The sequence below is a fragment of the Streptomyces sp. NPDC059909 genome, assembly GCF_042730885.1.
Lineage (GTDB): Bacteria > Actinomycetota > Actinomycetes > Streptomycetales > Streptomycetaceae > Streptomyces.
The window spans coordinates 3556-27435 of record NZ_JBHWKX010000069.1 but is presented as its reverse complement, the minus strand read 5'-3'; the positions used below and the strand labels follow the sequence as shown (position 1 = coordinate 27435).

General features: G+C 71.1%; 22 protein-coding genes, 1 pseudogene and 1 riboswitch. Of the genes and pseudogenes, 7 read left to right on the top strand and 16 right to left on the bottom strand.

The genetic code is table 11. The features are described 5' to 3' along the window. Positions 1-37 precede the first annotated feature (37 nt). A complete protein-coding gene (locus ACFV9O_RS32245) occupies positions 38-1033 on the top strand; it encodes an EamA family transporter (protein ID WP_385424101.1) in 996 nt (331 codons plus the stop codon). A gap of 25 nt (positions 1034-1058) precedes the next feature. On the opposite strand, the gene ACFV9O_RS32240 is transcribed toward ACFV9O_RS32245, so the two are convergent. After that, positions 1059-2390 carry an aminotransferase class I/II-fold pyridoxal phosphate-dependent enzyme gene (locus ACFV9O_RS32240; protein WP_385424098.1) on the bottom strand — a complete coding sequence of 444 codons (1332 nt, stop codon included), beginning with the start codon at positions 2388-2390 and terminating at the stop codon, positions 1059-1061. A 35-nt stretch (positions 2391-2425) separates the two neighbouring features. Here ACFV9O_RS32240 and ACFV9O_RS32235 point away from each other — a divergent pair, with 35 nt between their 5' ends. Further along, positions 2426-3097 (top strand): pyridoxamine 5'-phosphate oxidase family protein, encoded by a 672-nt coding sequence (locus tag ACFV9O_RS32235; RefSeq protein ID WP_385424095.1) that lies wholly within the window; start codon positions 2426-2428, stop codon positions 3095-3097. Between the two features lie 228 nt (positions 3098-3325). Here ACFV9O_RS32235 and ACFV9O_RS32230 read toward each other — a convergent pair whose 3' ends face one another. From ACFV9O_RS32230 to ACFV9O_RS32220, 3 genes are all read right to left on the bottom strand, one after another. Next, entirely contained in the window at positions 3326-4297 is a 972-nt protein-coding gene (locus ACFV9O_RS32230; protein WP_385424092.1) for a DMT family transporter, read from the bottom strand. 169 nt (positions 4298-4466) lie between these two features. Continuing rightward, positions 4467-5489 (bottom strand): DMT family transporter, encoded by a 1023-nt coding sequence (locus tag ACFV9O_RS32225; RefSeq protein WP_385424090.1) that lies wholly within the window; start codon positions 5487-5489, stop codon positions 4467-4469. Between the two features lie 40 nt (positions 5490-5529). After that, on the bottom strand, positions 5530-6060 hold the full coding sequence (locus ACFV9O_RS32220) for a Clp protease N-terminal domain-containing protein (RefSeq protein WP_385424087.1): 531 nt from the start codon (positions 6058-6060) through the stop codon (positions 5530-5532). Between the two features lie 202 nt (positions 6061-6262). Between ACFV9O_RS32220 and ACFV9O_RS32215 the strand changes: the two genes are divergently transcribed. Beyond that, complete coding sequence (locus tag ACFV9O_RS32215) at positions 6263-6691, top strand: SRPBCC family protein (protein ID WP_385424084.1); 429 nt, start codon at positions 6263-6265, stop codon at positions 6689-6691. Positions 6692-6888: 197 nt separating this feature from the next. Here ACFV9O_RS32215 and ACFV9O_RS32210 read toward each other — a convergent pair whose 3' ends face one another. Further along, positions 6889-7476, bottom strand: coding sequence for a PadR family transcriptional regulator (locus ACFV9O_RS32210; RefSeq protein ID WP_385424081.1), 588 nt, complete (start codon positions 7474-7476; stop codon positions 6889-6891). A gap of 139 nt (positions 7477-7615) precedes the next feature. Between ACFV9O_RS32210 and ACFV9O_RS32205 the strand changes: the two genes are divergently transcribed. Further along, positions 7616-8455 carry a PhzF family phenazine biosynthesis protein gene (locus tag ACFV9O_RS32205; protein WP_385424079.1) on the top strand — a complete coding sequence of 280 codons (840 nt, stop codon included), beginning with the start codon at positions 7616-7618 and terminating at the stop codon, positions 8453-8455. Between the two features lie 183 nt (positions 8456-8638). On the opposite strand, the gene ACFV9O_RS32200 is transcribed toward ACFV9O_RS32205, so the two are convergent. Both ACFV9O_RS32200 and ACFV9O_RS32195 read right to left on the bottom strand, forming a co-directional pair. Beyond that, a complete protein-coding gene (locus tag ACFV9O_RS32200) occupies positions 8639-9421 on the bottom strand; it encodes a CPBP family intramembrane glutamic endopeptidase (RefSeq protein WP_385424076.1) in 783 nt (260 codons plus the stop codon). A gap of 225 nt (positions 9422-9646) precedes the next feature. Then, on the bottom strand, positions 9647-11149 hold the full coding sequence (locus ACFV9O_RS32195; RefSeq protein ID WP_385424073.1) for a glutamate-cysteine ligase family protein: 1503 nt from the start codon (positions 11147-11149) through the stop codon (positions 9647-9649). Between the two features lie 486 nt (positions 11150-11635). On the opposite strand from ACFV9O_RS32195, the gene ACFV9O_RS32190 reads away from it, so the two are divergent. Together ACFV9O_RS32190 and ACFV9O_RS32185 are read left to right on the top strand one after the other, a co-directional pair. Further along, positions 11636-12226 carry a hypothetical protein gene (locus ACFV9O_RS32190; RefSeq protein ID WP_385424070.1) on the top strand — a complete coding sequence of 197 codons (591 nt, stop codon included), beginning with the start codon at positions 11636-11638 and terminating at the stop codon, positions 12224-12226. Positions 12227-12517: 291 nt separating this feature from the next. Continuing rightward, positions 12518-12715, top strand: a complete 198-nt coding sequence (locus ACFV9O_RS32185; protein WP_385424067.1) for a DUF5999 family protein — start codon at positions 12518-12520, stop codon at positions 12713-12715. Between the two features lie 195 nt (positions 12716-12910). Here the strand turns inward: ACFV9O_RS32185 and gcvP are convergent, their stop codons facing one another. Continuing rightward, positions 12911-15796, bottom strand: coding sequence for an aminomethyl-transferring glycine dehydrogenase (gene gcvP, locus ACFV9O_RS32180; protein WP_385424064.1), 2886 nt, complete (start codon positions 15794-15796; stop codon positions 12911-12913). Positions 15797-15976: 180 nt separating this feature from the next. Next, positions 15977-16073, bottom strand: a riboswitch (glycine riboswitch). Positions 16074-16120: 47 nt separating this feature from the next. On the opposite strand from gcvP, the pseudogene ACFV9O_RS32175 reads away from it, so the two are divergent. Then, positions 16121-16321, top strand: a pseudogene (locus ACFV9O_RS32175) (PRC-barrel domain-containing protein); the annotation flags it as partial. 158 nt (positions 16322-16479) lie between these two features. On the opposite strand, the gene ACFV9O_RS32170 reads toward ACFV9O_RS32175, so the two are convergent. The 8 genes from ACFV9O_RS32170 to ACFV9O_RS32135 all read right to left on the bottom strand — a co-directional run bounded on the left by ACFV9O_RS32170 (position 16480) and on the right by ACFV9O_RS32135 (position 23712). Beyond that, positions 16480-18021, bottom strand: a complete 1542-nt coding sequence (locus ACFV9O_RS32170; protein WP_385424061.1) for a DNA polymerase IV — start codon at positions 18019-18021, stop codon at positions 16480-16482. Between the two features lie 158 nt (positions 18022-18179). Next, a complete protein-coding gene (locus tag ACFV9O_RS32165) occupies positions 18180-18776 on the bottom strand; it encodes a MerR family transcriptional regulator (protein ID WP_385424059.1) in 597 nt (198 codons plus the stop codon). 178 nt (positions 18777-18954) lie between these two features. Continuing rightward, a complete protein-coding gene (locus tag ACFV9O_RS32160; RefSeq protein WP_026281837.1) occupies positions 18955-19428 on the bottom strand; it encodes a bifunctional nuclease family protein in 474 nt (157 codons plus the stop codon). Between the two features lie 141 nt (positions 19429-19569). Continuing rightward, a complete protein-coding gene (locus tag ACFV9O_RS32155; RefSeq protein WP_385424056.1) occupies positions 19570-20313 on the bottom strand; it encodes a MerR family transcriptional regulator in 744 nt (247 codons plus the stop codon). Positions 20314-20329: 16 nt separating this feature from the next. Then, a complete protein-coding gene (locus ACFV9O_RS32150; protein WP_385424146.1) occupies positions 20330-21268 on the bottom strand; it encodes an FHA domain-containing protein in 939 nt (312 codons plus the stop codon). 82 nt (positions 21269-21350) lie between these two features. Beyond that, positions 21351-22070: a DUF881 domain-containing protein gene (locus ACFV9O_RS32145; RefSeq protein WP_385424143.1), complete on the bottom strand. Its 720-nt coding sequence runs from the start codon at positions 22068-22070 to the stop codon at positions 21351-21353. 383 nt (positions 22071-22453) lie between these two features. Next, positions 22454-22786: a small basic family protein gene (locus tag ACFV9O_RS32140; protein ID WP_242332811.1), complete on the bottom strand. Its 333-nt coding sequence runs from the start codon at positions 22784-22786 to the stop codon at positions 22454-22456. Then, complete coding sequence (locus tag ACFV9O_RS32135; protein WP_385424053.1) at positions 22783-23712, bottom strand: DUF881 domain-containing protein; 930 nt, start codon at positions 23710-23712, stop codon at positions 22783-22785. Before ACFV9O_RS32135 ends, ACFV9O_RS32140 begins: the two co-directional genes overlap by 4 nt. Positions 23713-23880: the final 168 nt, after the last annotated feature.

The following is a 23880-nucleotide window of genomic DNA, read 5'->3' as shown; positions in this document are numbered from 1 at the left end:
CTTGTCCTACGAGATTCGGACCGCGAAGCTGGATGCCATGAGCACCACTGCGCCGTCGTCGCGCACCTCGGCCCCAGCCGCCTCCCGGCCGGACCCCCGGCCCGCCTCCCAGACCCCGTCCACCCTCCCCGCCCCGCCTGTCGCAGCGCCGCGCCACCCGGCCCTCGACTGGCGCATCAGGTTCGCGGTGCTCGCCCTGATCTGGGGCTTCAGCTTCCTGCTGATCAAGCTCGGGACCGAGGCGTATGCACCGTTCCAAGTGACCTTCGGACGGCTGCTGTTCGGTACGGCCGTACTCGCCGTGGCCATGGCGGTCAGGCGGGAGAGGCTCCCGCGCGGGCTCCGCACCTGGGGTCATCTCATGGTCGCGGGCTTCTTCCTCAACGCCCTGCCGTTCTCGCTCTTCGCCTACGCGGAACTGACGATTCCTTCGACGCTGGCCGGGATCTGCAACGCCACCTCACCGCTCTGGGGCATGGCACTCTCCCTCGTGGCACTCTCGGAGGACCGGCCGACCCGCCGCCGGGTCGCCGGCCTGGGCATCGGATTCATCGGCGTCCTGACCGTCCTCGGTGTCTGGCAGGGGTTCTCCGGACTGGACGTGACCGGTACCGCGATGGCGCTTCTCGCCTCTCTGAGCTACCCGGTCGGCTGGATCTACGTCCGCCGTACGCTCGCGGACTCCACCCACTCGAACCTCTCGCTCACCGGCGCCCAACTGCTCCTCGCCACACTCCAACTGGCCCTGGTGACCCCGCTGTTCACCACGCTCCCCACATCCTTCCCCGTGGTGCCGCTGCTCGCCGTGATCGCCCTGGGCGCGCTCGGGACGGGCTTCGCGATGCTCCTGCAGTACGGACTGGTCGCCGAGGTCGGGCCCACGACCGCGACGATGGTCACGTACTTCATCCCGGTCATCGCCACCGCGGCCGGCGTGACGCTGCTGGACGAGCGGCTCGGCTGGAACACCCCGGTCGGCGCCGTCATCGTGCTCGCGGGCGCGGCGCTCACGCAGAGCAGACGCCGGTCGTAGGGACGGGCAGGCGCAGCGCCTCGCGTCAGCCGAAGCTGCGCGCCGGCATCGGCCCGGCGGCCGAGGCCACCGCGTCGGCGAGCGTCTCGATGTCGGCCATGGTCAGCCCGGAGACGGTGAGCCGGATCCCGGGCGGCGCCGACATCCGGAAGCGCGCGCCCGGCGCCACCGCCCAGCCGGCGTGCAGCAGCCGGGCCACGGCACCGGTCTCGTCGGCGACGGGCACCCACACGTTCATCCCACTGCGTCCGTACGCCTCGATCCCCCGCCCGGCCAGCGCCCGCAGCAGCGCGTCCCGCCGCTCGCCGTAGGCGCGCGCCACCGCCGCAGGGTCGACGACGCCCGACCTCCACAGCTCCACGACCGCGCGCTGCACCAGCCGGCCGACCCAGCCGGGGCCGAGCCGCTGCCGTCCGAGGACCCGGTCGACGGTCAGGGCGTCGCCGGTCAGCACGGCGAGCCGCAGGTCCGGCCCGTACGCCTTGGCGGTCGAGCGCACGAGCACCCAGAGGTCCGTCACCCCGGCGAGCGGGTGCAGCGGCTGGTCGACGATGGCGTGTCCGTGGTCGTCCTCGACGAGCAGCACCTGCGGATGTCGGGCGAGGATGTCGCGCAGCTTCTCGGCCCGCTGCGCGGTGATCACGGCCCCGGTGGGGTTCTGGGCGCGGCACGTGACGATCAGCGCCCTGGCCCCCGCGTCCAGGGCGCGCGCCACCTCGTCGGGGCGGGGCCCGTCCTCGTCAAGGGCGACCGGGACGGGCCGCAGCCCCAGGGCCGGGATCAGGTCCAGCAGGCTGCCCCAGCCGGGGTCCTCGACGGCGACGGCGTCCCCGGGCCTGAGGTGCGCGACGAGCACGCGCTCGATCGCGTCGAGCGAACCGGAGGTGACGGCGATCGGTCCGTCGGGCACCCCGTCGGCATCCAGCCCGGCCCTGGCGAGCCGTGCCAGCTCGGGGTCGACGGGGGCCTCCCCGTACAGCACGGGCCGCTCGTCGTGCCGGCGCGCGGCGGCCGCGAACGCGTCGTACAGCCGCGGCAGCAGCGCGACATCGGGGTTGCCGTCCGAGATCTGGCGGACGCCCGGCGGTGCGTCGACACGGAGCGAGTCGCGCGCCGTGCTGGCCGGGCGCGACCGCACACGGCTGCCCCTGCGTCCCGCGGTCTCGATGACGCCGCGCTCGCGCAGCGTGCGGTACGCGGCCGCGACCGTGTTCGGGTTGACCCCCAACCGCGTCGCCAACTCGCGCATGGGGGGCAGCAGTTGACCGGGCGCGAGATCCCCGGCGCCGACCCCGCGCTCCACGCTCGCGGCAATGTCCGATGCACGCCGACCCGTGATCCGATACTCTCCTAGCACAAACCACATTATGCACTAGTGCAATGGAGATGGCAATGACCACGCCGCCGACGGACTCCGCCTACCGGACGACCGAGCGCACCTACCCCACCCGTGGCCGTCACCGCGCCTCCTACGACCGCGAGCTGGTGCACTCGATACTCGACGAGGCGTACGTCTGCCACCTCGGCTTCGTCCGCGACGGAGCCCCCGTCGTCCTGCCGACGCTCTACGGCCGGATCGGCGAGACCCTGTACGTCCACGGCTCCACCGGCTCCCGCCCGCTGCGCATGGCCGGGCAGGCCGATCCGGGCCTCGAGGTCTGCCTGACCGTCACCCACGTCGACGGGCTGGTCCTGGCGCGCTCCGCCTTCCACCACTCGATCAACTACCGCTCCGTCGTCGTCCATGGCACCGCCCACCAGGTCACCGACGAGGAGGAGAAGCGGACCGCGCTCGACGCGCTGGTCGACCATGTCGTCCCCGGCCGCTCCCACGACTCCCGCCCGGCGAACGACAAGGAGCTCGCCGCCACCGCCGTGCTCCGCCTCGACCTCGACGAGGTCTCCGCCAAAGTGCGCACCGGCGGGCCGAACGACGAGCCCGAGGACCTGTCCCTGCCGTACTGGACGGGCGTCGTCCCACTGGTCCACGGCCACGGCACGCCGATCCCCGCGGACGGCCTCGACGCGGGTGTGCCGCTCCCCGACTACCTGTCCGTGCTGTAGCGGCGCCGCGCAGACGGACGCGCACGGGGTGCCCGATCCCCGGCTCTCCGCTCCGCAGGAGCGGTCGAGGGGGGGGGCGGGGGGGCTGGGAGGGGGGACAAGCGCCACCCCCCCCTCTGTGGCGGCACGCGAGGGGATCCCAAGGAGGCCCTCCCCCCCCCGACTCCTCCTCGTAGTTCCTCCCCTCCTCCCCCCCCCCCCCCCCCCCCCGCCCCTCGCCTTCGTACGTCAGCCGGCGAGCGCCCGCGAGGCCGCCCGCCCGATCGCCGCCGACCGAGCCTCCTGCCAGGCCAGGCCGACGACAGCGACCAGCAGCAACAGCGTCCCGGCCACCGTCGCCGCCGTCAGCCGCTCGTCGAGGGCCGTCACCGCGAGGACCGCCGCGCTCACCGGCTCCAGCAGCATGATCACGGACACCGTCGCGGACCTGACGACAGCGGCCCCCGCGAAGTAGAGCGCGTACGCGAGCGCCGTCGGCACTGCGGCGACGTACACCAGCAGCCAGATCACCCTCATCGGCTCGGCGGTGTGCGGCAGCAGCCCTTCGACGAGCGCGAACGGCAGCAGCCCCACCGCACCGACCGCGAACGTCCACGCGGTCGTCGAGAGCGCGTCACCGCCCTTGCCGCCGCGCCCCAGCCACCGGGTCAGCAGCGTGATCGCCGCGTAGCCCGCGGCCGACAGCACGGCCAGGGCCACGCCGAGCGGGCGCACCGTGCCGCCCTCGCCGCCCAGTACGAGCACCACGAGTCCGGTGAGCGCGCCCGCGACGGCGGCGAAACCGCCGCGTCCGAGCCGCTCCCCCATGGTCAGCCGTGCCCCGAGGGCGATGAGCACAGGGCCCGCGCCAAGCGTGACGACCGTGCCGACCGCGAGTCCGGTCTGCTCGACGGCGGCGAAGTAGGCGCTCTGAAAGACCGTCAGGCCTGTGCCCGTGCCGAGGATGCGCACCAGCCGGCGGCGTCGCGGCTCGGCCTCGGCGACCGGCCGGCGCGGGCGCAGCGCGAGCACACCGGCGAGCAGCACCAGTCCGCCCAGGCAGCGCCAGAACGAGAGGGCGAGCGGGCCGAGGTCACTGACACCGAAGACCAGCGAGGCAGCCGCCCCGGCGGTCCCCCAGGCCACACCGGCCACGACGAGATAGAAGAGGCTGCGTCCGACGGGCAGGCCGGAAACAGCGGACGAGGAAGGATTCGACACGTGAATGCTCCGTGTGCAGAAGACTGACGGGTTGGCCGCTCGGCTCCACACGCGGGCAGCGACGAACCGTCCGGGGGACACGACACCCCGGACCAGGTCTTCGTCAGCGAATGGCCGCCCGCGCTACGCGGCAGGCGGCGGAAGAACGGTCGAATGCATGATCGTCACCTTATGTCGCGGCCCGGCCGGCCGACAACTCCGTGTCCGGCACCACGGCGTCCAGCGACTGCGCCTCGGGCATCGCGGGCGCGGGTACCGTCGCGCCTGCCACCGGCCCCGACGGCGCCTTCGGCGTGGACGACTGGGCGATGAACGCCCCGACGAGCACCACCGCGCCACCGAGGATCTGGGGCGCGGACAGATGCTCCCGCAGCAGCACCCACGCGAGCACGGTCGCGATGACCGCCTCCAGACAGGCGACGACACCGGCGACCTGCGGGGAGAGCTTGCGGACCGAGACGACACCGGTGACGTACGCGACGACGGTGGCGATCAGCACGATCCAGCCGAGGAGCAGCGCCGCCGGGACGGCCCTGCCGCCCATGCTCGCGCTGTCTCCCAGGACCGACCAGTCCATGCCCCACGGGCGGGCGACGACGGTCAGGACGAGGGCGCCGATGAGCAGTCCGTACGCGATCACACCGAGGGGGTCCGGGGCGTCGTCGCCGTCGCCGCCCTGGTCGGAGAGGACGAAGTAGCCGACCTGGCAGCACGCGGCGCCGAGCGCGAGGAGCAGTCCGAGCGCATCGAAACTGAGCCCCGACCACACCTCGACGACACAGGCCAGTCCGGCGACGGCGAGGATCACACCGAGCGCGGCGGCGCGGGTGACCGGACGGCGCTGGACGAAGCGGACCCAGGCGAGGACGAGGGCGGGGGCGAGGTATTCGACGAGCAGCGCGACGCCGACCGGAATGCGGGAGATGGCGGCGAAGTAGCACGCCTGGACGCCCGCCACCGCGAGCAGGCCGAAGCCGGCGAGCAGCGCCGGTTTACGTATCAGCAGGTCACGGTGGCGCCAGGCGACGGGAAGCATGACGACGGCGGCGCCTGCCACCCGCAGCCACACCACATGGAGCGGGTCGAGTCCCGCCTCGATGAGCGGCTTGGCCGCCACACCTGAACCACCGAACGCGAACGCCGATGCCAGGGCGAGTCCCAGGCCGGCGCTCCTTCCCTGAGACGCACGCATCGGCACATCATGACAGGCCGCGTCAGGAGCGTCACATCAGTCACACCTGTTGAGACAGCTCCCCGATGCGGCCCGCCAGCCAGGCGGGGTCCACTCCCGCGCGCTCCAGCACCTCAGCGGCCCGGCAGTCGCGGTCGGCGGCGATGGCGCCGAGCAGATCGAGGCCGGTGGCGCGCGGCTCGCCGCGCCGTGCGGCCCGCTCCAGCGCGCCCTCCATGGCGGCGGAGGCCGAGGGCGACCAGCCCGCGACCTCGGTGTCACGGATCATCGGGACCCTGCCGGAGCCCTCGACGGAACCCTGCCAGCGCAGCCCGTACCCGATGCTGCGCTGGACGAGATAACCGAGCACGCGAGCGACCTGACCCGCACCGTCGAAGACGCCGCGCACCTCGGCGTCCGCCTCCATCAGGGAGTGCAGCAGATGGGCGGTGTCGACCTGCCGGTCGCCGTCCCGCAGCGCACGCCTGCGTGCGCCCGCGACGACCGACGCCAGCTCGGCGGTGAGTCGGGCGTCGGTCTCGGCACGCATGGGTGCGGGCTGCCGAGGCACCCGCGGGACAGGGATTTGCACCCTCCCACCTCATCAGCCTCCTCGTGTCCGAACATCCCCGCATGGGAGCATTTGGGCATCCCACCGAAGTTGGGCACCCCTGCCCCGGCTCTCCTCCTTGCGGAGGAGATTCCCCTGGTTCTGACGGTTCATCAGTATTGAATGTTCGAGGCCACGCGGCTACGTTCCGCGACACCGGAACCCGTCGAGAAGGGGTGGTCGCATGGCCGAAGTCAGTGCAGAGGCACGTATCGAGGCGCCCGCCGGGAAGGTCTGGGCGCAGCTGACGGACTTCGCCTCGTACGGCGAGTGGAACTCCACCCACACCAACTTCCCGCAGGGCGGCCCGGACACGCTCGAGACGGGTGCCACCTTCGACGAGAACATGAAGCTGATGGGCTTCCCGGCCGAAGTGACCTGGACGGTCGAGGAGCTGGAGCCGGAACGCGTCTTCGCGATCAAGGGCAAGGGCCCCATGGGCGTCCTCGTCGCCACGCGATACGGCCTCACACCGGACGGCGACGCCACGACGGTACGCATCGACGGGGAGTTCACGGGCGCGGCCGTGTCACTGATGGCGGGCAAACTCAAGGACTCGGCGACCGCCGCGCTCAACGAGTCGCTCCGGAAGCTGGGCGGGCTGGTGACCTGAGCGGCGCGACACGCGAAGGGCCCCGCGACCATGGATCGCGGGGCCGTTCGCATTGCCTCACCGGGGCGACCGCCGAGAGCCGACCACCAACAGCCTGCAGATGGCGCCTGTCATGCAGCGGTCGACAACGGACGGTCAGCAGCCAACAACTGACGGATGTCAGCTGACGAATGACAGATGTCGAAGTTTGTCAGTCGTCAGTGCTCGTCGGCCAGGATCAGATACAGCTTCTTGCGCGCATCGTTGATCACGGAGATCGCCTTCTGCCGCTGCTCCGGACTCCCGGTCTTCCAGACCTGGCTGAACGCCTCCATCAGACCGAAGCCGGCCTGCCGGATCTCGTTCATGGCGTCCCAGTCGATACCGCGGCCGGCTTCCTCCCACGGGGCATCCGGGACCGAATCGGCCTCTGCCCGCCCGGCGTCGGTGAGCGTGAACAGCCTCTTGCCGCCCTCGCTCTCGCTGGTGATCAGCCCTTCGTCCTCCAGCAGCTGGAGCGTCGGGTAGACCGAGCCGGGGCTGGGCTTCCACGCCCCGCCGCTGCGCTCGCCGATCTCCTGGATCATCTCGTAGCCGTGCATCGGGCGGTCCTTGAGCAGCGCCAGGATCGAGGCGCGCACGTCTCCGCGCCGCGCCCTCCCCCTGCCGCCCCCTCGACCGCGTCCGCCGGCCCACGGCGGCCCGCCGAACCCCGGTCCGAAGGGACCGAAGGCGGCACGGCGCGCCTCGAAGTCGCCCCGACCCTGATGGCCGGGCCCGCAGTTGCCATGTCCATGTGAACGCATCGCTACGCTCCTTCCATCGTTGATCTGTCGCGATGCGTCAACGATATATCGGAACCCCATCGTTTGACAATCGCGAATCGGTCCAGATCCCGGGGATTGGCCTTGGCCTGCCGGTTTGCCGGACCTCTACGGTCGCGGCATGCGGATTCGAATCGTGGACGCCTTCACCGATCGCCCCTTCGCCGGGAACCCGGCCGGGGTCCTCCTCCTGGGCACCGACTCCCCCGACAGCGACGACGCCTTCCCGGACGACAGCTGGCTCCAGCAGGTCGCGCGGGAGGTGAACCTCTCCGAGACCGCGTTCGCCCACCCGCTGCCCGCCGGGGGCGAGGCCGACTGGGCGCTGCGCTGGTTCACTCCGGCCACCGAGGTGGACATGTGCGGCCATGCCACGCTGGCCACGGCGCACGTCCTGCACACCACGGGCGCGGCGACCGGCACGGTGCGCTTCGCGGCGCGGTGCGGGGTTCTCTCCGCCACGGCGCACGAGGACGGCACGATCACCCTGGACTTCCCGGTGTCCCCGCTGACTCCGGCCCACGTTCCGGACGGTGTCGCCGAGGCGCTGGGGGCGGTTCCCCTGTCGGTCCTGGACACCGGTGAGCACATCGGCGACCTGCTGGTCGAGCTGGCGGACGAGGCGACCGTGCGCGGCCTGGAGCCGGACATTCCGGCGCTGGCGGCCCACTCGAAGCGCGGCATCATCACCACTGCTCCGGCCGCGGATCCGGGCAGCGGTTACGACTTCGTCTCGCGCTGCTTCTTCCCCAACGTCGGTATCGACGAGGACCCGGTCACGGGCAGCGCGCACACGGCGCTCGCCCCGTTCTGGTCGGCTCGGCTGGGGCGGTCCGAACTGACCGGACTGCAGGCCTCCGCCCGTTCGGGTCTGGTGCGTACGGCGCTGCGCGGCGACCGCGTTCTGCTGACGGGTCGTGCGGTGACGGTGATCGAGGGCGAGCTCTACGCGAAGCCCTGAACCGCGAAGCCCTGACAGGCGAGGCCCTGGGGCCGGGGCCGTGATGTGCGGGGGGGCGTACGGCGGTCGCCGTACGCCCCTAGAGATCCCTCTCGAGGTCCGTCTCGCGCTCCGTGTCGAAGCCCGACACGCGGCTGTCCCCCGTCTGTCCCGCGTTGTGTGTCGTCAAGGTCTGCCGCGCGGTCACATCGTGGGCAGCCAGCTGACTTTCCCGGCGAGCAGCGCGTATCCGATGAACGCCACGATGTCGAGGAGTGTGTGGGCGACGACCAGCGGGCCGACGCGGCCCCATCGGCGGTAGAGCAGAACGAAGACGACGCCCATGACCATGTTGCCGACGAAGCCGCCGATCCCCTGGTAGAGGTGGTATGAGCCGCGCAACACGGAGCTGGCGACGAGCGCCGCCGTGGGGGTCCAGCCGAGCTGTCCGAGCCGCCGGAGCAGGTATCCGACGACGATCACTTCCTCGACGATGGAGTTCTGCAGCGCGGAGAGGATCAGGACGGGGAATTTCCACCAGACGGCGGGCAGTGCCTCGGGCACCACGGTCAGGTTGAACCCTGCCGCTCTGGCGATCAGGTAGAAGGCGAGGCCGGCGCTGCCGATGCCTGCCGCGACGAGTGCGCCGCGGCCCAGGTCCGGCCAGGGTTTGGTGCGGTCGAATCCGATGGCTTTCAGTCCGCCTGCGCCCTCGCGCAGGAGCAGGTGGGCGACGAGCGCGACCGGTACCAGGGCGGTGGCGATTCCGAAGAGCTGCCAGGCGAGGTCGAGCCATGGTCGCCCGGGGGCGTAGGAGCTGTTGAGTGTGGCTGCCTGGTCCTTGAGGCCGCCCGGCTTGGTGAGTGAGCCCATGAAGCTGATGAGTGAGGAGAGGGCGCTGGCGCCGAGGGAGAGCGCCAGGACGAGCAGTGTCTCGGATCGCAGGATCCTCCGCGACATGCCCCCCTCGGGGAGCGAACCGGACATGTGTCCCGCTTCCGCCTGCACAGCTGCCTCCCGTTGCCTTGCCTCGTGGCGCCGTCACAGCTTGCCCGACGTGGGCGTGGCGGACGAAGGCAGGGGGCCGGTGGCGGGATGGTCGGCCGGTGTGGGGGCCGGCCGGCGTGGAGGGCTGTTCGGCCGGCCGGGGTGGTCGGCCGGCTGTGTTCGGTCTGCCGGGGCGGCGTGGATCAGCTTGTCGGTCGGCGGGGATCAGCCTGTCGGGCCGGCGGGCCAGGTGTGTACGGGTTCGCCCAGGTGCATCAGCTCGGTGTACCGGCGGGTGACGGCTGCCAGGGCGGCTTCCCGGTCGAGGCCGGATTCGACGGCGCGGTGGAAGGCGTCCGCCTGCCAGGATGCGCCGTTGGTGCGGCGCCTGCAGCGTCCTTCGATGATTCCGAGGTAGTGGTCGCGGTCGGCGGGCTCGATGTTCCAGGCGTCGAGTCCGGCTGCGGCGAGGGGCAGGAGTTCGTCCCGTACGAGTTTGACGGCGGGTACGCGGGTCATGCCGCCGTTGCGCCCGGGGCGGGGCCACAGGAGCTCGGCGTCGATGCCGTGGCGGCATGCGGTGTCGAAGTTGTCGGCGGCGACGTCGAACGGCATGCGCGTCCAGACGGGTCGTGATTCCTCGGCGAGCGCGCGTACGAGGCCGTAGTAGAAGGCCGCGTTGGCGACCACGTCGGTGACGGTGGGCCCGGCCGGGAGGACGCGGTTCTCGACGCGCAGGTGCGGGACGCCGTCGGCGAGTCCGTAGACGGGGCGGTTCCAGCGGTAGACGGTGCCGTTGTGCAGGACGAGTTCCTGGAGGCGTGGCACGCCGCCGTCGTCGAGGACGCGTAGTGGGTCTTCTTCGTCGCAGATCGGGAGCAGGGCCGGGAAGTAGCGCAGGTTCTCCTCGAAGAGTTCGTACGCGGAGTCGACCCAGCGTTCGCCGAACCAGGTGCGGGGCCGTACGCCCTGGGCCTGGAGTTCGGGCGGGCGGGTGTCGGTGGCCTGCTGGAAGAGGGGCGGCCTGGATTCGCGCCACAGTTCTCTGCCGAAGAGGAAGGGTGAGTTGGCGCCGACGGCGATCTGGACGGCTGCGATGGCCTGTGCTGCGTTCCACACCTGTGCGAAGCGGGCGGGTGTGACCTGGAGGTGGAGTTGTACGGAGGTGCAGGCGGCTTCGGGGGCGATGGATGTCGAGGTGCAGCTGAGCCGTTCGACTCCCTCGATGTCGAGGGTGAAGTCCTCGCCGCGTGCGGCGACGATCTGGTCGTTGAGCAGGGCGTACCGGTCGACGTCGGAGAGGTTCGCGGAGATCAGGTCGTTGCGGTCGAGGGTGGGGAGAATTCCGATCATCACGATGCCCGCGTCGATCTCTGTGGCTTTGCGGTGGGCATATCCCAGTCCGGTGCGCAGCTCTTCGGCGAGGTGGTCGAGGACCCGTCCGCCGAGTCGGTGGGGGGCTATGTTGACCTCCAGGTTGAACATTCCGAGTTCGGTCTGGAAATCACGGCTGGTTATCCGGTCGAGTACGTCGGCATTGAGCATGCGCGGCCGGCCGTCGGGGCCGGCGAGATTCAGTTCGATCTCGAGGCCCATGAGGTTCTTGGGCCGGTCGAACCTCTTCTCCGCCAGGAGTCTCCCCAGTCCCGCCAGGCACTGCTGCAACTTTCTCCGGTACCTTTGCCGATCGGACAGGTCGAACCCGCCTGCCACGACCTTCTCCCCCATCGAAGCACCCCTCCTCGGGTGGGCGGCCTGCGGCGTCGGCCGACCGCGTCACGGACGATAATGCCCAGACCGACTGATCCATAACGCCTCGCGTGTGGCGGTGGGCCGCTAGTCTGGTTCCGTATTCGCGAGGCACATTCCGTCGGCATGGAGCGGTACGCAGTTACCACTGCCCGGTGCGTGGTGAAAAACGCCGACGAGATTCGGCCGTCCGCTGGTGGGGTAACACCCCAGGTGTCGCGCCTGCGTTCAGAGGAAAGCACCAGGAACTCCCCATGAAAAAGTCTGGATTCGGCCTTGCCGGCAATGCCGGGGACAGCTAGCAGAAACACTGCGTGAACACGCGTCGTATAAACTCCGCGAGCGAGGCAGAGAGTTGGCGCCAGGCCATGGCCTTCAAGCCCCCCTCTGGCCCACGCTGACAGCGCCGTCCGCACCTGCCCTGCCCTCGCGTCACCCTGTCTCTTGAGTGAGAGGCGACCCACCATGCCGCTGCATGTTCCCCCGGCTCCCGCGCCTGCCCTGCGCAGCGTCCTCGCGGCACTCGGTTCCCCCGCCGCAGTCCGCGAGGCCCGTACTCCCGCTCTCCGTTCCGTCCAAGGTGCGTTGAGTCCCGAACTCCCGCTTCCTGTCCATGTGCTGGACCAGGTCGTCCCGCGCACCGGCCGTGCGCCGCGTACCCGGCTGGCCGGGTGGAGGTTCCTGATCCGTGGGGGTGAGCGTTCGGTCGCCGCCGCGGACACGATGCTGACTGCGGACGGCTGGGCCTTCTCGCACTTCTTCGAAGGCCCTTACATCGCGTCGACCGAGCGGGCGCTGCTGCAGGCCGAGGCGCTGCCGGAGGACTACCAGCCGCGGCTGCTGTCCGTGCCCGAGCTGTACATGCTCACGCTGTGGCTGCACGGGGACACGGCGGCCGATGCGTCGGGCGGAGTGCCCGCGCCTGCCGATCTGCTGGTGCCGCTGGCGCCGGCGCCGCCGGGGATCGCCGCGCACCGGCCGCATCGGGTGGCTGATCTGCTGCCGGTGTTGACGCTGCGCGTCACGCCGGCGCCGCTGCTCGGGTCACCTGCCTGACGCCCGCCACGTAGTGTTTCGCCCCGTGACATCTGTGTCACGGGGCGATGCCATGCCCCGTCCGGACTAGTCCGGTACGGTCAGCCGAAACCACCCGATCAGGCAGTGCAGTTGAGCTGAACCGTCCGCGCGGGTGATACGTCATTAAGTGGTAAGACGAGCTGCCGTGAAATCCCTGCGGATTGACGCCCGTGGGGCAACACTGGGACCGGACCGACAGATCGGGGGGCGGCCATGAACACCGCATCGAGCCGCAGCACACTCACCACACCGCAGCGAAAGAACCCATCCATGTGCCAGCACCAGCCACCCTGCCCCTCAGCCGACTCTTCCGACCGGGAGGCCGCCCGCCTCGTGGCGCATCACCCGGAGCAGGGATGGAGCCTGCTGTGCAACGGCGTCCTGCTGTTCGAGGACACCGGTGAGCTGCTTCCGGACGGGCAGATCATCGCCCCGCACCGGCCGCAGCAGGTGGCGCAGGCTGCCTGAGCGGCGCGGGCCGGCGTTCGGCAGCCGGGCGGAGCCTGGTTCGACGGCAGGCAGGACGCGCGGGCAGAGGCAGGACCGGGCAGCGCAAGAAGGCCGTCCCGCAGGCGCAGGCCAGGACCCGGAGCAGGACCGGTACCCAGAGGGCCGGCTCGGAGAAGTCCTCCGAACCGGCCCTGACGCGTTTTGGCAGGTGGGTCAGTTGTCGTAGTCGTCCAGCGGCGGGCAGGAGCAGACCAGGTTGCGGTCGCCGAAGGCGCCGTCGATCCGGCGCACCGGCGGCCAGTACTTGTCCGCGGCCTGGACGCCGGCCGGGAAGACCGCTTCCTCGCGGCTGTACGGGTGCTCCCAGTCCCCGCCGAGCGTCGCCGCGGTGTGCGGGGCGTTGCGCAGCGGGTTGTCCTCCGCGGGCCATTCGCCGGAGGCGACCTTCTCGATCTCCGCACGGATCGCGATCATGGTGTCGCAGAACCGGTCGAGTTCGGTGAGGTCCTCGCTCTCGGTGGGCTCGATCATCAGCGTGCCGGCGACGGGGAACGACATGGTCGGCGCGTGGAAGCCGTAGTCGATGAGCCGCTTGGCGATGTCGTCGACGCTGACGCCGGTGGCCTTGGAGATCGGGCGCAGGTCCACGATGCACTCGTGGGCGACGAGGCCGGCGGGGCCGGTGTAGAGCACCGGGTAGTGGGGCTCCAGGCGCTTGGCGATGTAGTTCGCCGCGAGGACGGCGACCTGGGTGGCGCGCTTGAGGCCCTCGCCGCCCATGAGCCGGACGTACGCCCAGGAGATGGGCAGGATGCCGGCGGAGCCCCATGGGGCGGCCGAGATCGGGCCGACGCCGGTCTCGGGGCCCGCGGTGGGCTGGAGCGGGTGGTTGGGCAGGTACGGGGCGAGGTGGGCGCGGACGCCGACGGGGCCGACGCCGGGGCCGCCGCCGCCGTGCGGGATGCAGAAGGTCTTGTGCAGGTTGAGGTGGGAGACGTCGCCGCCGAACTTGCCGGGCTTGGCCAGGCCCACGAGCGCGTTGAGGTTGGCGCCGTCGACGTACACCTGGCCGCCGGCCTCGTGGACCTGGGCGCAGATGTCGGCGACGTGCTCCTCGAACACGCCGTGCGTCGACGGGTACGTGATCATGAGGACGGCCAGCTCGTCGCGGTGCTGCTCGATCTTGGCGCGCAGGTCCTCGACGTCGACCTCGCCGTCGTCGGCGGTCTTGACGACGACGACCTTCATGCCCGCCATGACGGCGCTGGCGGCGTTGGTGCCGTGCGCGGAGGACGGGATGAGGCAGACGGTGCGCTGCTCGTCACCGTTGGCGCGGTGGTAGGCGCGGACGGCGAGGAGGCCGGCGAGTTCGCCCTGGGAGCCGGCGTTCGGCTGGATGGAGACCTTGTCGTAGCCGGTGACCTCGGCGAGGCGGTCCTCGAGTTCGTGGATGAGGCTGAGGTAGCCCTCCGCCTGCTCGACAGGTGCGAAGGGGTGGATCTGGCCGAATTCGGGCCAGGTGACCGGCTCCATCTCGGTGGTCGCGTTCAGCTTCATGGTGCAGGAGCCGAGGGGGATCATGCCGCGGTCGAGGGCGTAGTCGCGGTCGGCGAGGCGGCGCAGGTAGCGCAGCATCGCGGTCTCGGAGCGGTGCTGGTGGAAGACCGGGTGGGTCAGGTAGTCGTCGCTGCGCAGCTGTGCGGCCGGGAGGGCGTCGGCGGTGGTCGCATCGAGGGCTTCGATGCCGCCGTCGACGCCGAAGGCGGACCAGACGGCGGTCAGCTGGGCGCGGCCGGTGGTCTCGTCGCAGGAGATCGAGACGTGGTCGGCGTCGGCGAGGTGGAGGTTGACGCCGTTGTCGCGGGCGGCGGCGACGATGTCGGCGGCCTTGCCGGGGACGCGGGCGGTCAGCGTGTCGAAGTACGTGTCGTGGACGAGCTCGACACCGCCGGCGCGCAGCCCGGCGGCGAGGATCGCGGCGTACCGGTGGGTGCGGCGGGCGATCGTCCGCAGACCCTCGGGGCCGTGGTAGACGGCGTACATTCCGGCCATGACGGCGAGCAGTACCTGCGCGGTGCAGATGTTGCTGGTGGCCTTCTCGCGGCGGATGTGCTGCTCGCGGGTCTGGAGGGCGAGGCGGTAGGCCTTGTTGCCGTCGGCGTCGACGGAGACGCCGACGAGGCGGCCGGGGAGGCTGCGGGCGTGCTTCTGCTGGACCGCCATGTAGCCGGCGTGCGGGCCGCCGAAGCCCATGGGGACGCCGAAGCGCTGGGTGGTGCCCACGGCGATGTCGGCGCCGAGCTCTCCGGGGGAGGTGAGGAGGGTCAGGGCGAGGAGGTCGGCGGCGACGGTGACGATGGCGCCGAGCTCGTGGGCCTGCTCGATGACCGGCTTGATGTCGCGGACGGCGCCGGAGGCGCCGGGGTACTGCAGCAGGACGCCGAAGACGCCGCGCTCGGCGATCTCGGCGGGGATGCCGTCGGCGAGGTCGGCGACGACGATCTCGACGCCGGTCGGTTCGGCGCGAGTCTCGATCACGGCGATGGTCTGCGGCAGGGCGTCGGCGTCGACCAGGAAGACGCCGTCCTTGACCTTGCCGACGCGCCGGGAGAGGGCCATGGCTTCCGCGGCCGCGGTGCCCTCGTCGAGGAGGGAGGCGCCGGAGGTCGGCAGGCCCGTCAGGTCGGCGACCATGGTCTGGAAGTTGAGCAGTGCCTCGAGGCGGCCCTGGGAGATCTCGGGCTGGTAGGGCGTGTATGCCGTGTACCAGGCCGGGTTCTCCATGACGTTCCGCAGGATGACCGGCGGGGTGAAGGTGCCGTGGTAGCCGAGGCCGATCATGGGGGCGAGGACGTCGTTGCGGTCCGCGAGGGAGCGGAGTTCGGCCAGGACCTCGGCTTCGGTGCGGGCGTCGGGCAGCCCGAGCGCCTCGGCGTTCTTGATCACGTCCGGCACGGCGGCGGCGGTCAGCTCGTCGAGCGAGCCGTAGCCGACCTGCGCGAGCATCTTCGCCTGGGCCGCGGCGTCGGGGCCGATGTGGCGCTGTTCGAAGGGCGTGCCTCGCTCCAGCTGGGTGAGCGGAGTCGGGTTGGCGGTCATGCTTGAGGCCTCCTGGTCGATACGACCTGCGAGGGGCACCACGGCGTGGGTGCCCGGACGGCCTCCCCCTCTGTCATCTCAACCTGAGAGCTTCACCGGTCCGCCGCGGGTGGGCGTGCCGGTTTTCACCGTCGGTGAGAGCGGATGCCGACCGACGCCCGCCCTGCTTTCCAGAGTGACCTCGTCCGTGCGGTACAGGGGCCTGAGAGATTCCGGGGAGGATTTGCTCCTTCGGCGTCTCCGGTACGGAACCGGAGCACTCTCCCGCACGGGGTCAGCGGCCGTCTGCCAGCCTACCAGCGCGGTCTTGGCCGGTACCGTCGAGTGGCCGAGGCCACAGATGTGCACTTTCGTAGTACTTACGGGGTGGTGCGACCAGTTGGAGGGACCGTGCAGACCGATATCGATCCGCGCAGCCTGATAGGCCGCAAGGCGTTCGACCGCAACGGCACGAAGATCGGGACCGTGGACGAGGTGTATCTCGACGACGCGACGGGGGTGCCGGAGTGGGCGGCCGTCCGCACGGGGCTGTTCAGCAGGGATGCGTTCGTGCCGCTGGAGCCGAGTGAGCTGGCGGGCGACGGCCTCCATGTCCCGTTCGAACGGGCGCTGATCAAGGACGCACCGGATTTCGGTGTGGGCAGGCATCTGTCGCCCGAGCAGGAGCTGCAGCTGTACCACCACTACGGTCTCGATCTTCCCGCTCCGCCGGAGAAGCGGGCTCCGTCGCCGCCTTCGGACTCCGGTGGCCCGGCCGCGGGGCCGGGGTCTTCGGGGGATCGTGATTTCGGCCGGCTGGCCGGCCGGGACGACCGTGGGGGCGAGGGCTCGTCCGGGGGCGACTGAGCTGCCGGCGACGCCTCCTGTTCCTGCCGGACGAGCGGCAGCGGCTCCGACGGTTCGAGTGCGGGGTCGTCGACGGGGAAGGTCCGCACTCGCCCCGGAGCGGCCGACCACGGCTCCTCGAAGCGGACGGTGACGCGTCCCAGCCCGCTGCCCTGCACCCAGCCCGCCCCGTACTGTGCGTGGCGCACATCGTGCCCGGCGGCCCAGCGCCGCTCGGCCGGGGGCTGCGGTTCCTGCTCCTCCGGCTCGTCCGCGGCGGTGCCGTGCCCGGGGTTCTCGGGCCCGTCGCCGAGGGTCTGCTCCCCTGCTGCGGCCTGCGCGAAGAGGTCCTCCTGGGTGTAGTCGGTGAGGCCGCTGACGCCTACTCCGAGGAGTCTGACCCCGCCGGTGGTGTCCACCGAGTCCAGCAGCCGTCCGGCGGCCTCCCGCACGACCGCCGGGTCGTCCGTGGGCCCGCGCAGCGTCTCCGACCGGGTCAGCGTGGAGAAGTCGAATCTGCGGACCTTGAGCACGATCGTCCTGCCGGAGTGGCCGGATCCGCGCAGTCGGCGTACGCACCGGTCCGCGAGCCGCTCCACCTCGAGCCTGATCCGCACCCGGTCGTGCAGGTCGACGTCGAAGGTGTCCTCGACCGACACCGATTTCGCGTCGCGCTCGGCGACCACCGGCCGGTCGTCGTGGCCGACGGCCATCCGGAACAGCGCGGCGCCGTGCGCCTTTCCCAGCAGCCGTACGAGTTCGTCCTCGCCGGCCTCGGCGAGGTCGGCGACCGTGGTCATTCCCGCGCGCCGCAGATGCTCACCGGTCGCCGGTCCGACTCCGGGGAGGGTCCGCACCGGCATCGGGCCCAGCAGTTCCCTTTCCGTGCCGGGCTCGATGAGCACCAGGCCGTCGGGCTTGGCCTGCTCGGATGCGATCTTGGCGAGCATTTTCGATCCGGCCAGGCCCACGGACCCGGTCAGGCCCGTGACCGCGAGGATGTCCCTGCGCAGCCGCTCACCGGCCTCCCGGGCCGAGCGCGAGTCCTGGGCCGTACCCCCCGCTTCCAGGTCCACGAAGGCCTCGTCCAGGCTCAGCGGCTCCACGAGCGGTGACAGTGTGCCGAGCAGTTCCATCACCTGGTCGCTGACCGACCGGTAGAGCGAGAAGCGGGGCACGAGATAGGCGGCGTTCGGGCAGAGGCGCCGTGCCTGGGCCATCGGCATCGCCGAGTGCACGCCGAAGCGTCTCGCCTCGTAGGACGCGGTGGCGACCACTCCGCGGGGCCCCAGCCCGCCGACGATCACGGGTTTTCCGCGCAGGCTCGGCTTCGCCGCCTGCTCGGCGGCGGCGAAGAACGCATCCATGTCCAGATGCAGAATCGTCGGCGCGGATCTCACATCTCAGATGCTGCCTTACGCCACTGACAATCGTCCGTACGCGCGTACGAGCGTCCGGCTGCCGCCGCTGCGCCCGTCACGAGGGTGCCGCGATGGCCCGCGGAGCCTCTCGGAAGGGATGCGCGGCGTGCGGCCACGTGGGGCGGGCGGGGCGGCGCTCAGACGGCCCGGTCGCGCCGGCGCCTGGCCAGTTCGTCCGCCGGGTTGTGCCCGACGAGTGTCTCGCCGGTGTCGACGCGCTCGCCGTGGAGCTGCGACAGCGCCGCCTCGACGTCCCGCCAGACCACGCCGACGGCGATGCCGAACACTCCCTGGCCGCCCTGCAGCAGGTCCACGACCTCGTCGGGCGAGGAGCACTCGTAGACGGTCGCGCCGTCGCTCATCAGCGTCATGCGTTCCAGGTCCGCGAAGCCGCGGTCGCGCAGATGCTGCACGGCCGCCCGGATGTTCTGCAGCGCGACGCCGGTGTCCAGGAACCGCTTCACGATCTTGAGGACGACGACGTCCCGGAAGCTGTACAGCCGCTGGGTGCCGGACCCGTACGCGGGACGCACGCTCGGCTCCACGAGCCCGGTGCGTGCCCAGTAGTCGAGCTGCCGGTAGGTGATGCCCGCCGCTGCGCACGCGGTCGGACCCCGGTAGCCGATCGTCTCGGTCGAGGAGTCGGCCGAACTGATGTGAAGCGGATACGGCCCGCCCTGCCCCGGACTCACTCCGAGGGGACCCCCTGCCGTACCGTCGCCGCTGCTTCTCACGCCGACCTCCGTCCTTGACCTGCCATCTCGACGGTAGGCAGTCGCTCGGGGTGCGTCAACGATCGCCACACTCGGCACGCCGAGTGATAATCACCCTGAGAGTGGTTTTCCGTACCCCGATCCGGGGAACGGCTTCTCGAATATGCCGGTGCACCGATGCGGTGGCGCCGGCGGCAGGTCACTGACTGCTGGAACCGAAGTCCTCGGGCGAGATCTGGTCGAGGAACTCGCGGAACTTCTCCACCTCGTCCTCCTGCTCGTCCGGGATCGCGATGCCCGCGTCGTCCAGTACGCCGTCGCTGCCGTAGATCGGCGTGCCGGTGCGCAGCGCGAGGGCTATGGCGTCCGACGGCCGGGCGCTCACCTCGACCCCGCTGGCGAAGACCAGCTCGGCGTAGAACACGCCTTCCCGCAGGTCCGTGATGCGGACCTCGGTGAGTTCCTGCCCGACGGCCTCCAGCACGTCCTTGAACAGGTCGTGGGTCAGCGGCCTGGCAGGCGCCATGCCCTGCTGGGCGAAGGCGATCGCGGTCGCCTCCCCGGGGCCGATCCAGATGGGGAGGTACCGGTCGCCTCCCACTTCGCGCAGGAGCACGATCGGCTGGTTGGAGGGCATTTCCACCCGGACACCCACAACGTCGAGCTCGTTCACACAGCAACCCTAGGACGTGCCCGGCAGGTTTGGGTAGTCGGGCTCCCCCGGGATCGGCACACGGCCGACGTCAGGCGGGCCCGAGGCGGGTGCGCAGGCAGGCCCGATGCGGGCGCGGGGCCCGCCGGGGCGGGCGCAAGATCAGCGCAGTCGGACGCCCAGCGCCGTCTGCATCAGGGCGGCGTGGAGCCGCACGGACAGCGCCGCCAGTTCCTTCGTGGTCGCCTCGGCATGGGCCCTGGTCTGCGGATTGCGGTGCCGTCGCAGGGGAGCGACCACTTGCTCGACCAGTCCGGCCTCGCGGTCGGCGGCCGCTTTCATGGCGCGCAGATGCCTCGGTTCCAGACCGAATCGGCCCATGTCCGCCACAAGTTTGGCCACGGTCACGGATTCGGCGTCGTAACCGCCGTCCGCCGCGGGAGCGATGAGCCCGTACGACTCCCACGCCTCCAGCTCCGCCTCGGTGACCTCGGCGGCGGCGATCAGCTCGGACCTGCCGACCCGGGCCGCCGTCGGACGGTCCGGGTCGGGATCGCCGCTGATCTCCGCCAGATCGCGCGGTGCTCCGCCCTGGGGCGGCAGCGGGAGCTGCTCACCGCGCTCCGCGGCGTCGAGATGCTCCCGGATGACCTTCAGGGGAAGATAGTGATCCCGCTGCATGCGCAGCACCTGGGCCAGCCGCTCGACGTCCTGGGGGCTGAATTTGCGGTAGCCGGAAGGCGTGCGCCGCGGTTCGACGAGTCCCTCGGCCTCCAGGAAGCGGATCTTGGAGATGGTGACTTCGGGAAATTCGTCGCGCAGCTGGTTCAGCACCGTGCCGATGCTGAACAGCCTGTCGCCACTGGCGGTGCCGTGACCGGCACCGCCCGAGGGTGTTCGCAGCATGGACCTTCCCTGAGGGTCACACGCCCCGCTGGCTCGAGTAGAAGACCAGCCGGTACTTACCGATCTGAACCTCGTCGCCGTTCGACAGCACGACCGAGTCGATCGGCTCCCTGTTGACGTACGTACCGTTCAGGCTGCCGACATCGGTGACGGTGAAGCTGCCGTCGGGCGACCTGCGGAACTCCACATGGCGCCGGGACACGGTCACGTCGTCGAGGAAGATGTCGCTCTGCGGGTGGCGCCCCGCGGTCGTCAGCTCGCCGTCCAGCAGGAAGCGGCTGCCCGAGTTCGGCCCGCGGCGCACCACGAGCAGCGCCGAGCCGAGCGGCAGGGCGTCGACGGCCGCCTGGGCCTCGGGCGACAGCGAGGGCACGGGCGTCTGGCCGGTCGTCTCGGCCTCGTAGGCCTCGATCCCGGAGATGGAGATCGTCGAGGTCGTCTCCGCAGCGCGCTCGGCCGGCGCTCCGGCCCGCAGCGGCGCGCCGCAGTTGGAGCAGAAGCGGCTCGCTTCGGCGTTGCGGTGCCCGCACCGCGTACAAACCGGCATGGACGGATCCTCCTGCCGCGGCTGCCCCGCGGGGGCCTGGGACGCATACGGGTCGGGGGTAAACCCTCCACCCGTACTTGAGGTTGACGGTGTCCCGAAACCTATGCGGCCGGGACCGGCAGGGTCAACAGCAGACGCGCCCTGACCGCCGGGAATGTCACCGCCCGGCCCGGCGACCTCGTCCCGGAAGAGCGGCCGCTCCCCGCCCTGCTCCGCCTCCTGGCCATGGCGCGTCGCGCGATGGCGGGCGGTGCCGCTGTCCTCGCGTGCGCTCTTGCCGAACAACTTCCCAAACAACTTCACGGGCGATTCCCCTTGACCGAAACAGACCCGCCCGTGGGGCAGGAACCCTGAATGAACACACCTGCCGACCCGGACATCATCACAACGTCCGTACCCTCCGGACAGTTTCCACCACGCAGCATGCTTACGATGCGTCGACCCCCCGCAACCTCTTGTCCTTGTCCGGCTCCCCTTCGCCGTCCCCGCGTCATCGGGAGGACGACCGAGCGTAGTCAGGCCGTTCCGCCGGTCGCAAGGCATCCACGACGATCTTCTCCGACCGGGTCACCGAAGCGGTGGCCTGCTCCTTCTCCAGGGTCTGCACCACGCCTCCCGGGATGTTCAGGGCCGGCTCGAGGTCCTGGGGCTTGCCGATGACCTTGAACCGGTAGGGCGCGCCGATCTTCTGCCCGTCGACCTCGATGTCACCGCCGCTGCCGGAGAGGTACGAGTCGGCGACCACCCGGACGTCGTTGATCTGGATGGCCTCGGCACCCGCGGCCCGCAGTTCCTGGATCGCGTCGAGCAGCATGTCCGACTCGACGGCGCCGGACGCGTCGCCGATGGTCAGCGTGATGCCCGGGCCCTCGGCCGCCACGGTACCGGCCAGGATGCCCAGCTGCCGCTCCTTTTCCTGGGTCTGCTTCCGCGCCTCTTCGGCCTGGTCCGAGCTGGTCTCCAGCTCGGTGCGCTGGTCCTCGAGACGCGCCTTCTCATCTTCCAGACGCGTGGTGCGGTCGTCGAGTTCATCGAGGATGCGCACCAGATCCTCCTGGCGCGCTCCGCGCAGCGCGCTGTTGTCGCTCGTGGACCGGACCTGGATGGCGAGACCGAGGCCGAGGACGAACAGCAGCAGGGCGACGATGAGTTGGGCGCGGGTGACGCGCGGGGGCCAGAGCCCGGCGATCAGCCGCTGCCGGCCGGTCAGGCCGTCCGGGGTCCGGTTCTCCTGCGGGGCGGTGTGGTCCGGCTGCTCCGGGGAGTCGTGGTCGTCACGGCCGGAACCATCGGCCCGAGGAGTTCCGTCGGCCCGAGGAGTTCCGTCGGCCCGAGGAGTTCCGTCGGCTCTAGGAGTTCCGTCGGCTCTAGGAGTGCCGACGATCCGACCCGTGCCGTCGATCCGGTCGGTGAGGTCCTGCCGGTCGGTGCCGGCGGTGCGGCCCTGGTGGTCCGTGTGGACGTGCGGGTGCGCGCCTGCCTGCGGAACTGCCGGCGTCTGCTTGTCCTCGCACGCCTGCTCGCCGCCGCTCATGGGCCTGCTGCCGCGCATGGGTTCGTTGCCGGTCATCGGCTCGCTGTCGCTCATCGGCTTCACGCCCGGAACACGTGTCGGCGGATGGCGGCCGCGTTGGAGAAGATCCGGATGCCGAGCACGACCACGACACCAGTGGAGAGCTGTGCGCCGACGCCGAGCTTGTCGCCGAGGAAGACGATCAGGGCGGCGACCACGACGTTCGACAGGAAGGAGACCACGAAGACCTTGTCGACGAAGATCCCGTCGAGCATGGCCCGCAGCCCGCCGAAGACCGCGTCGAGGGCCGCGACCACGGCGATCGGCAGGTAGGGCTCGACCACCGCCGGCACTTCGGGACGGAGCAACAGTCCCGCCACGACTCCCACGACGAGGCCCAGTACGGCGATCACGATGTGCCCTTCCCTGTGTCGGCCGCGTCCTGCCCGCTGCCCGTGCGGGCGTCGGCGGTCCTCGGCTCTGCGGTACGTACGATCAGGCTCGGCGCGGCCGGGAGCCGCACCTCTTCCTGTGCGGAAATGCTGGTGCGGACACCGAAGTTCTCCTGCAGCGCATGCAGATACTGGCCGTCGGCGCTGTCCTGGAACGCGGTGCTCAGCTTGTTCCCGTCCCCCACCGCCAGCACCGTGTAGGGGGGCACCAGCGGCTTGTTGTCGACCAGTATGGCGTCACCGGCCGCGCGGATCGCGGACAGGGCCGTCAGCCGCTGCCCGTTGATCGACACGGCCTCCGCGCCGGACTCCCACAGTCCGTTGACGACCCGCTGCATGTCCCGGTCGCGCACCCGGCCCGTGTCGGAGAAGCCGCTGCTCTCGCGCGGCCCGCCGCCTTCCGACCCGGCGTCCTTGGCGTCGTCGACGACGAGCTTGAGCCCGGGCCCGCGCACCTCCGTGGCGCCCGAGAGCAGCGCAACCAGGTGGCCCTGGTCGCCGCCGTGGCGCTCCAGCGCCTTGCGCTGCCGCTCCCCGACCTCTTTGCGGAGCCGGTCGACCGAGGCCTCCAGCTCGTCGGCCGCCGCCGTCTCCGCGTCGATGCGGTCGATGAGCTCTTCGCGCTCCTTCGCCACCACCGGTGCCGATATCCGCGCCTGGGCCGCCCCGAGGGTGACGACCAGGGCGGCCAGTACGAGACCGGCCGCGAGCCCCAGTTTGGCGCGGAGCGTCCTCGGCAGTCCGCCGCCCTCGGCCTCCCTGCGGGCCGCCGCCTCCGCGTAGCCGTCGTCGAGGCTGTGGTCCATGACGTTGTTCAGCAACGACATGGAGGCATCGGGACGCGGCGGCGGTGAGGCGGTGCTCCGAACGGGGGGCTGCTGCGGCATGCCGCACATCGTCGCACGTCGCAACGGCGACCGCCGAATGGCCCCACCAATATGCCGGTGGGGCCCTTTCGAGGTGGCGGGGGGAGGCGAAGAGCACCCCCCCGCCCCCCTCCCCCCGGGCCCTCCCCCACTCCCCTTCCCCCCCCCTCCCCCAAGCCCAACCCCCCC

Excerpts from the sequence above, each read along its gene's own strand:
- ACFV9O_RS32245 (WP_385424101.1), top strand. The coding sequence starts at position 38 with ATGAGCACCACTGCGCCGTCGTCGCGCACCTCGGCCCCAGCCGCCTCC.
- ACFV9O_RS32235 (WP_385424095.1), top strand. The coding sequence starts at position 2,426 with ATGACCACGCCGCCGACGGACTCCGCCTACCGGACGACCGAGCGCACC.
- ACFV9O_RS32225 (WP_385424090.1), bottom strand. The coding sequence starts at position 5,489 with ATGCGTGCGTCTCAGGGAAGGAGCGCCGGCCTGGGACTCGCCCTGGCA.
- ACFV9O_RS32215 (WP_385424084.1), top strand. The coding sequence starts at position 6,263 with ATGGCCGAAGTCAGTGCAGAGGCACGTATCGAGGCGCCCGCCGGGAAG.
- ACFV9O_RS32210 (WP_385424081.1), bottom strand. The coding sequence starts at position 7,476 with ATGCGTTCACATGGACATGGCAACTGCGGGCCCGGCCATCAGGGTCGG.
- ACFV9O_RS32205 (WP_385424079.1), top strand. The coding sequence starts at position 7,616 with ATGCGGATTCGAATCGTGGACGCCTTCACCGATCGCCCCTTCGCCGGG.
- ACFV9O_RS32200 (WP_385424076.1), bottom strand. The coding sequence starts at position 9,421 with ATGTCCGGTTCGCTCCCCGAGGGGGGCATGTCGCGGAGGATCCTGCGA.
- ACFV9O_RS32195 (WP_385424073.1), bottom strand. The coding sequence starts at position 11,149 with ATGGGGGAGAAGGTCGTGGCAGGCGGGTTCGACCTGTCCGATCGGCAA.
- ACFV9O_RS32190 (WP_385424070.1), top strand. The coding sequence starts at position 11,636 with ATGCCGCTGCATGTTCCCCCGGCTCCCGCGCCTGCCCTGCGCAGCGTC.
- ACFV9O_RS32185 (WP_385424067.1), top strand. The coding sequence starts at position 12,518 with ATGTGCCAGCACCAGCCACCCTGCCCCTCAGCCGACTCTTCCGACCGG.
- gcvP (WP_385424064.1), bottom strand. The coding sequence starts at position 15,796 with ATGACCGCCAACCCGACTCCGCTCACCCAGCTGGAGCGAGGCACGCCC.
- ACFV9O_RS32155 (WP_385424056.1), bottom strand. The coding sequence starts at position 20,313 with ATGCTGCGAACACCCTCGGGCGGTGCCGGTCACGGCACCGCCAGTGGC.
- ACFV9O_RS32135 (WP_385424053.1), bottom strand. The coding sequence starts at position 23,712 with ATGCCGCAGCAGCCCCCCGTTCGGAGCACCGCCTCACCGCCGCCGCGT.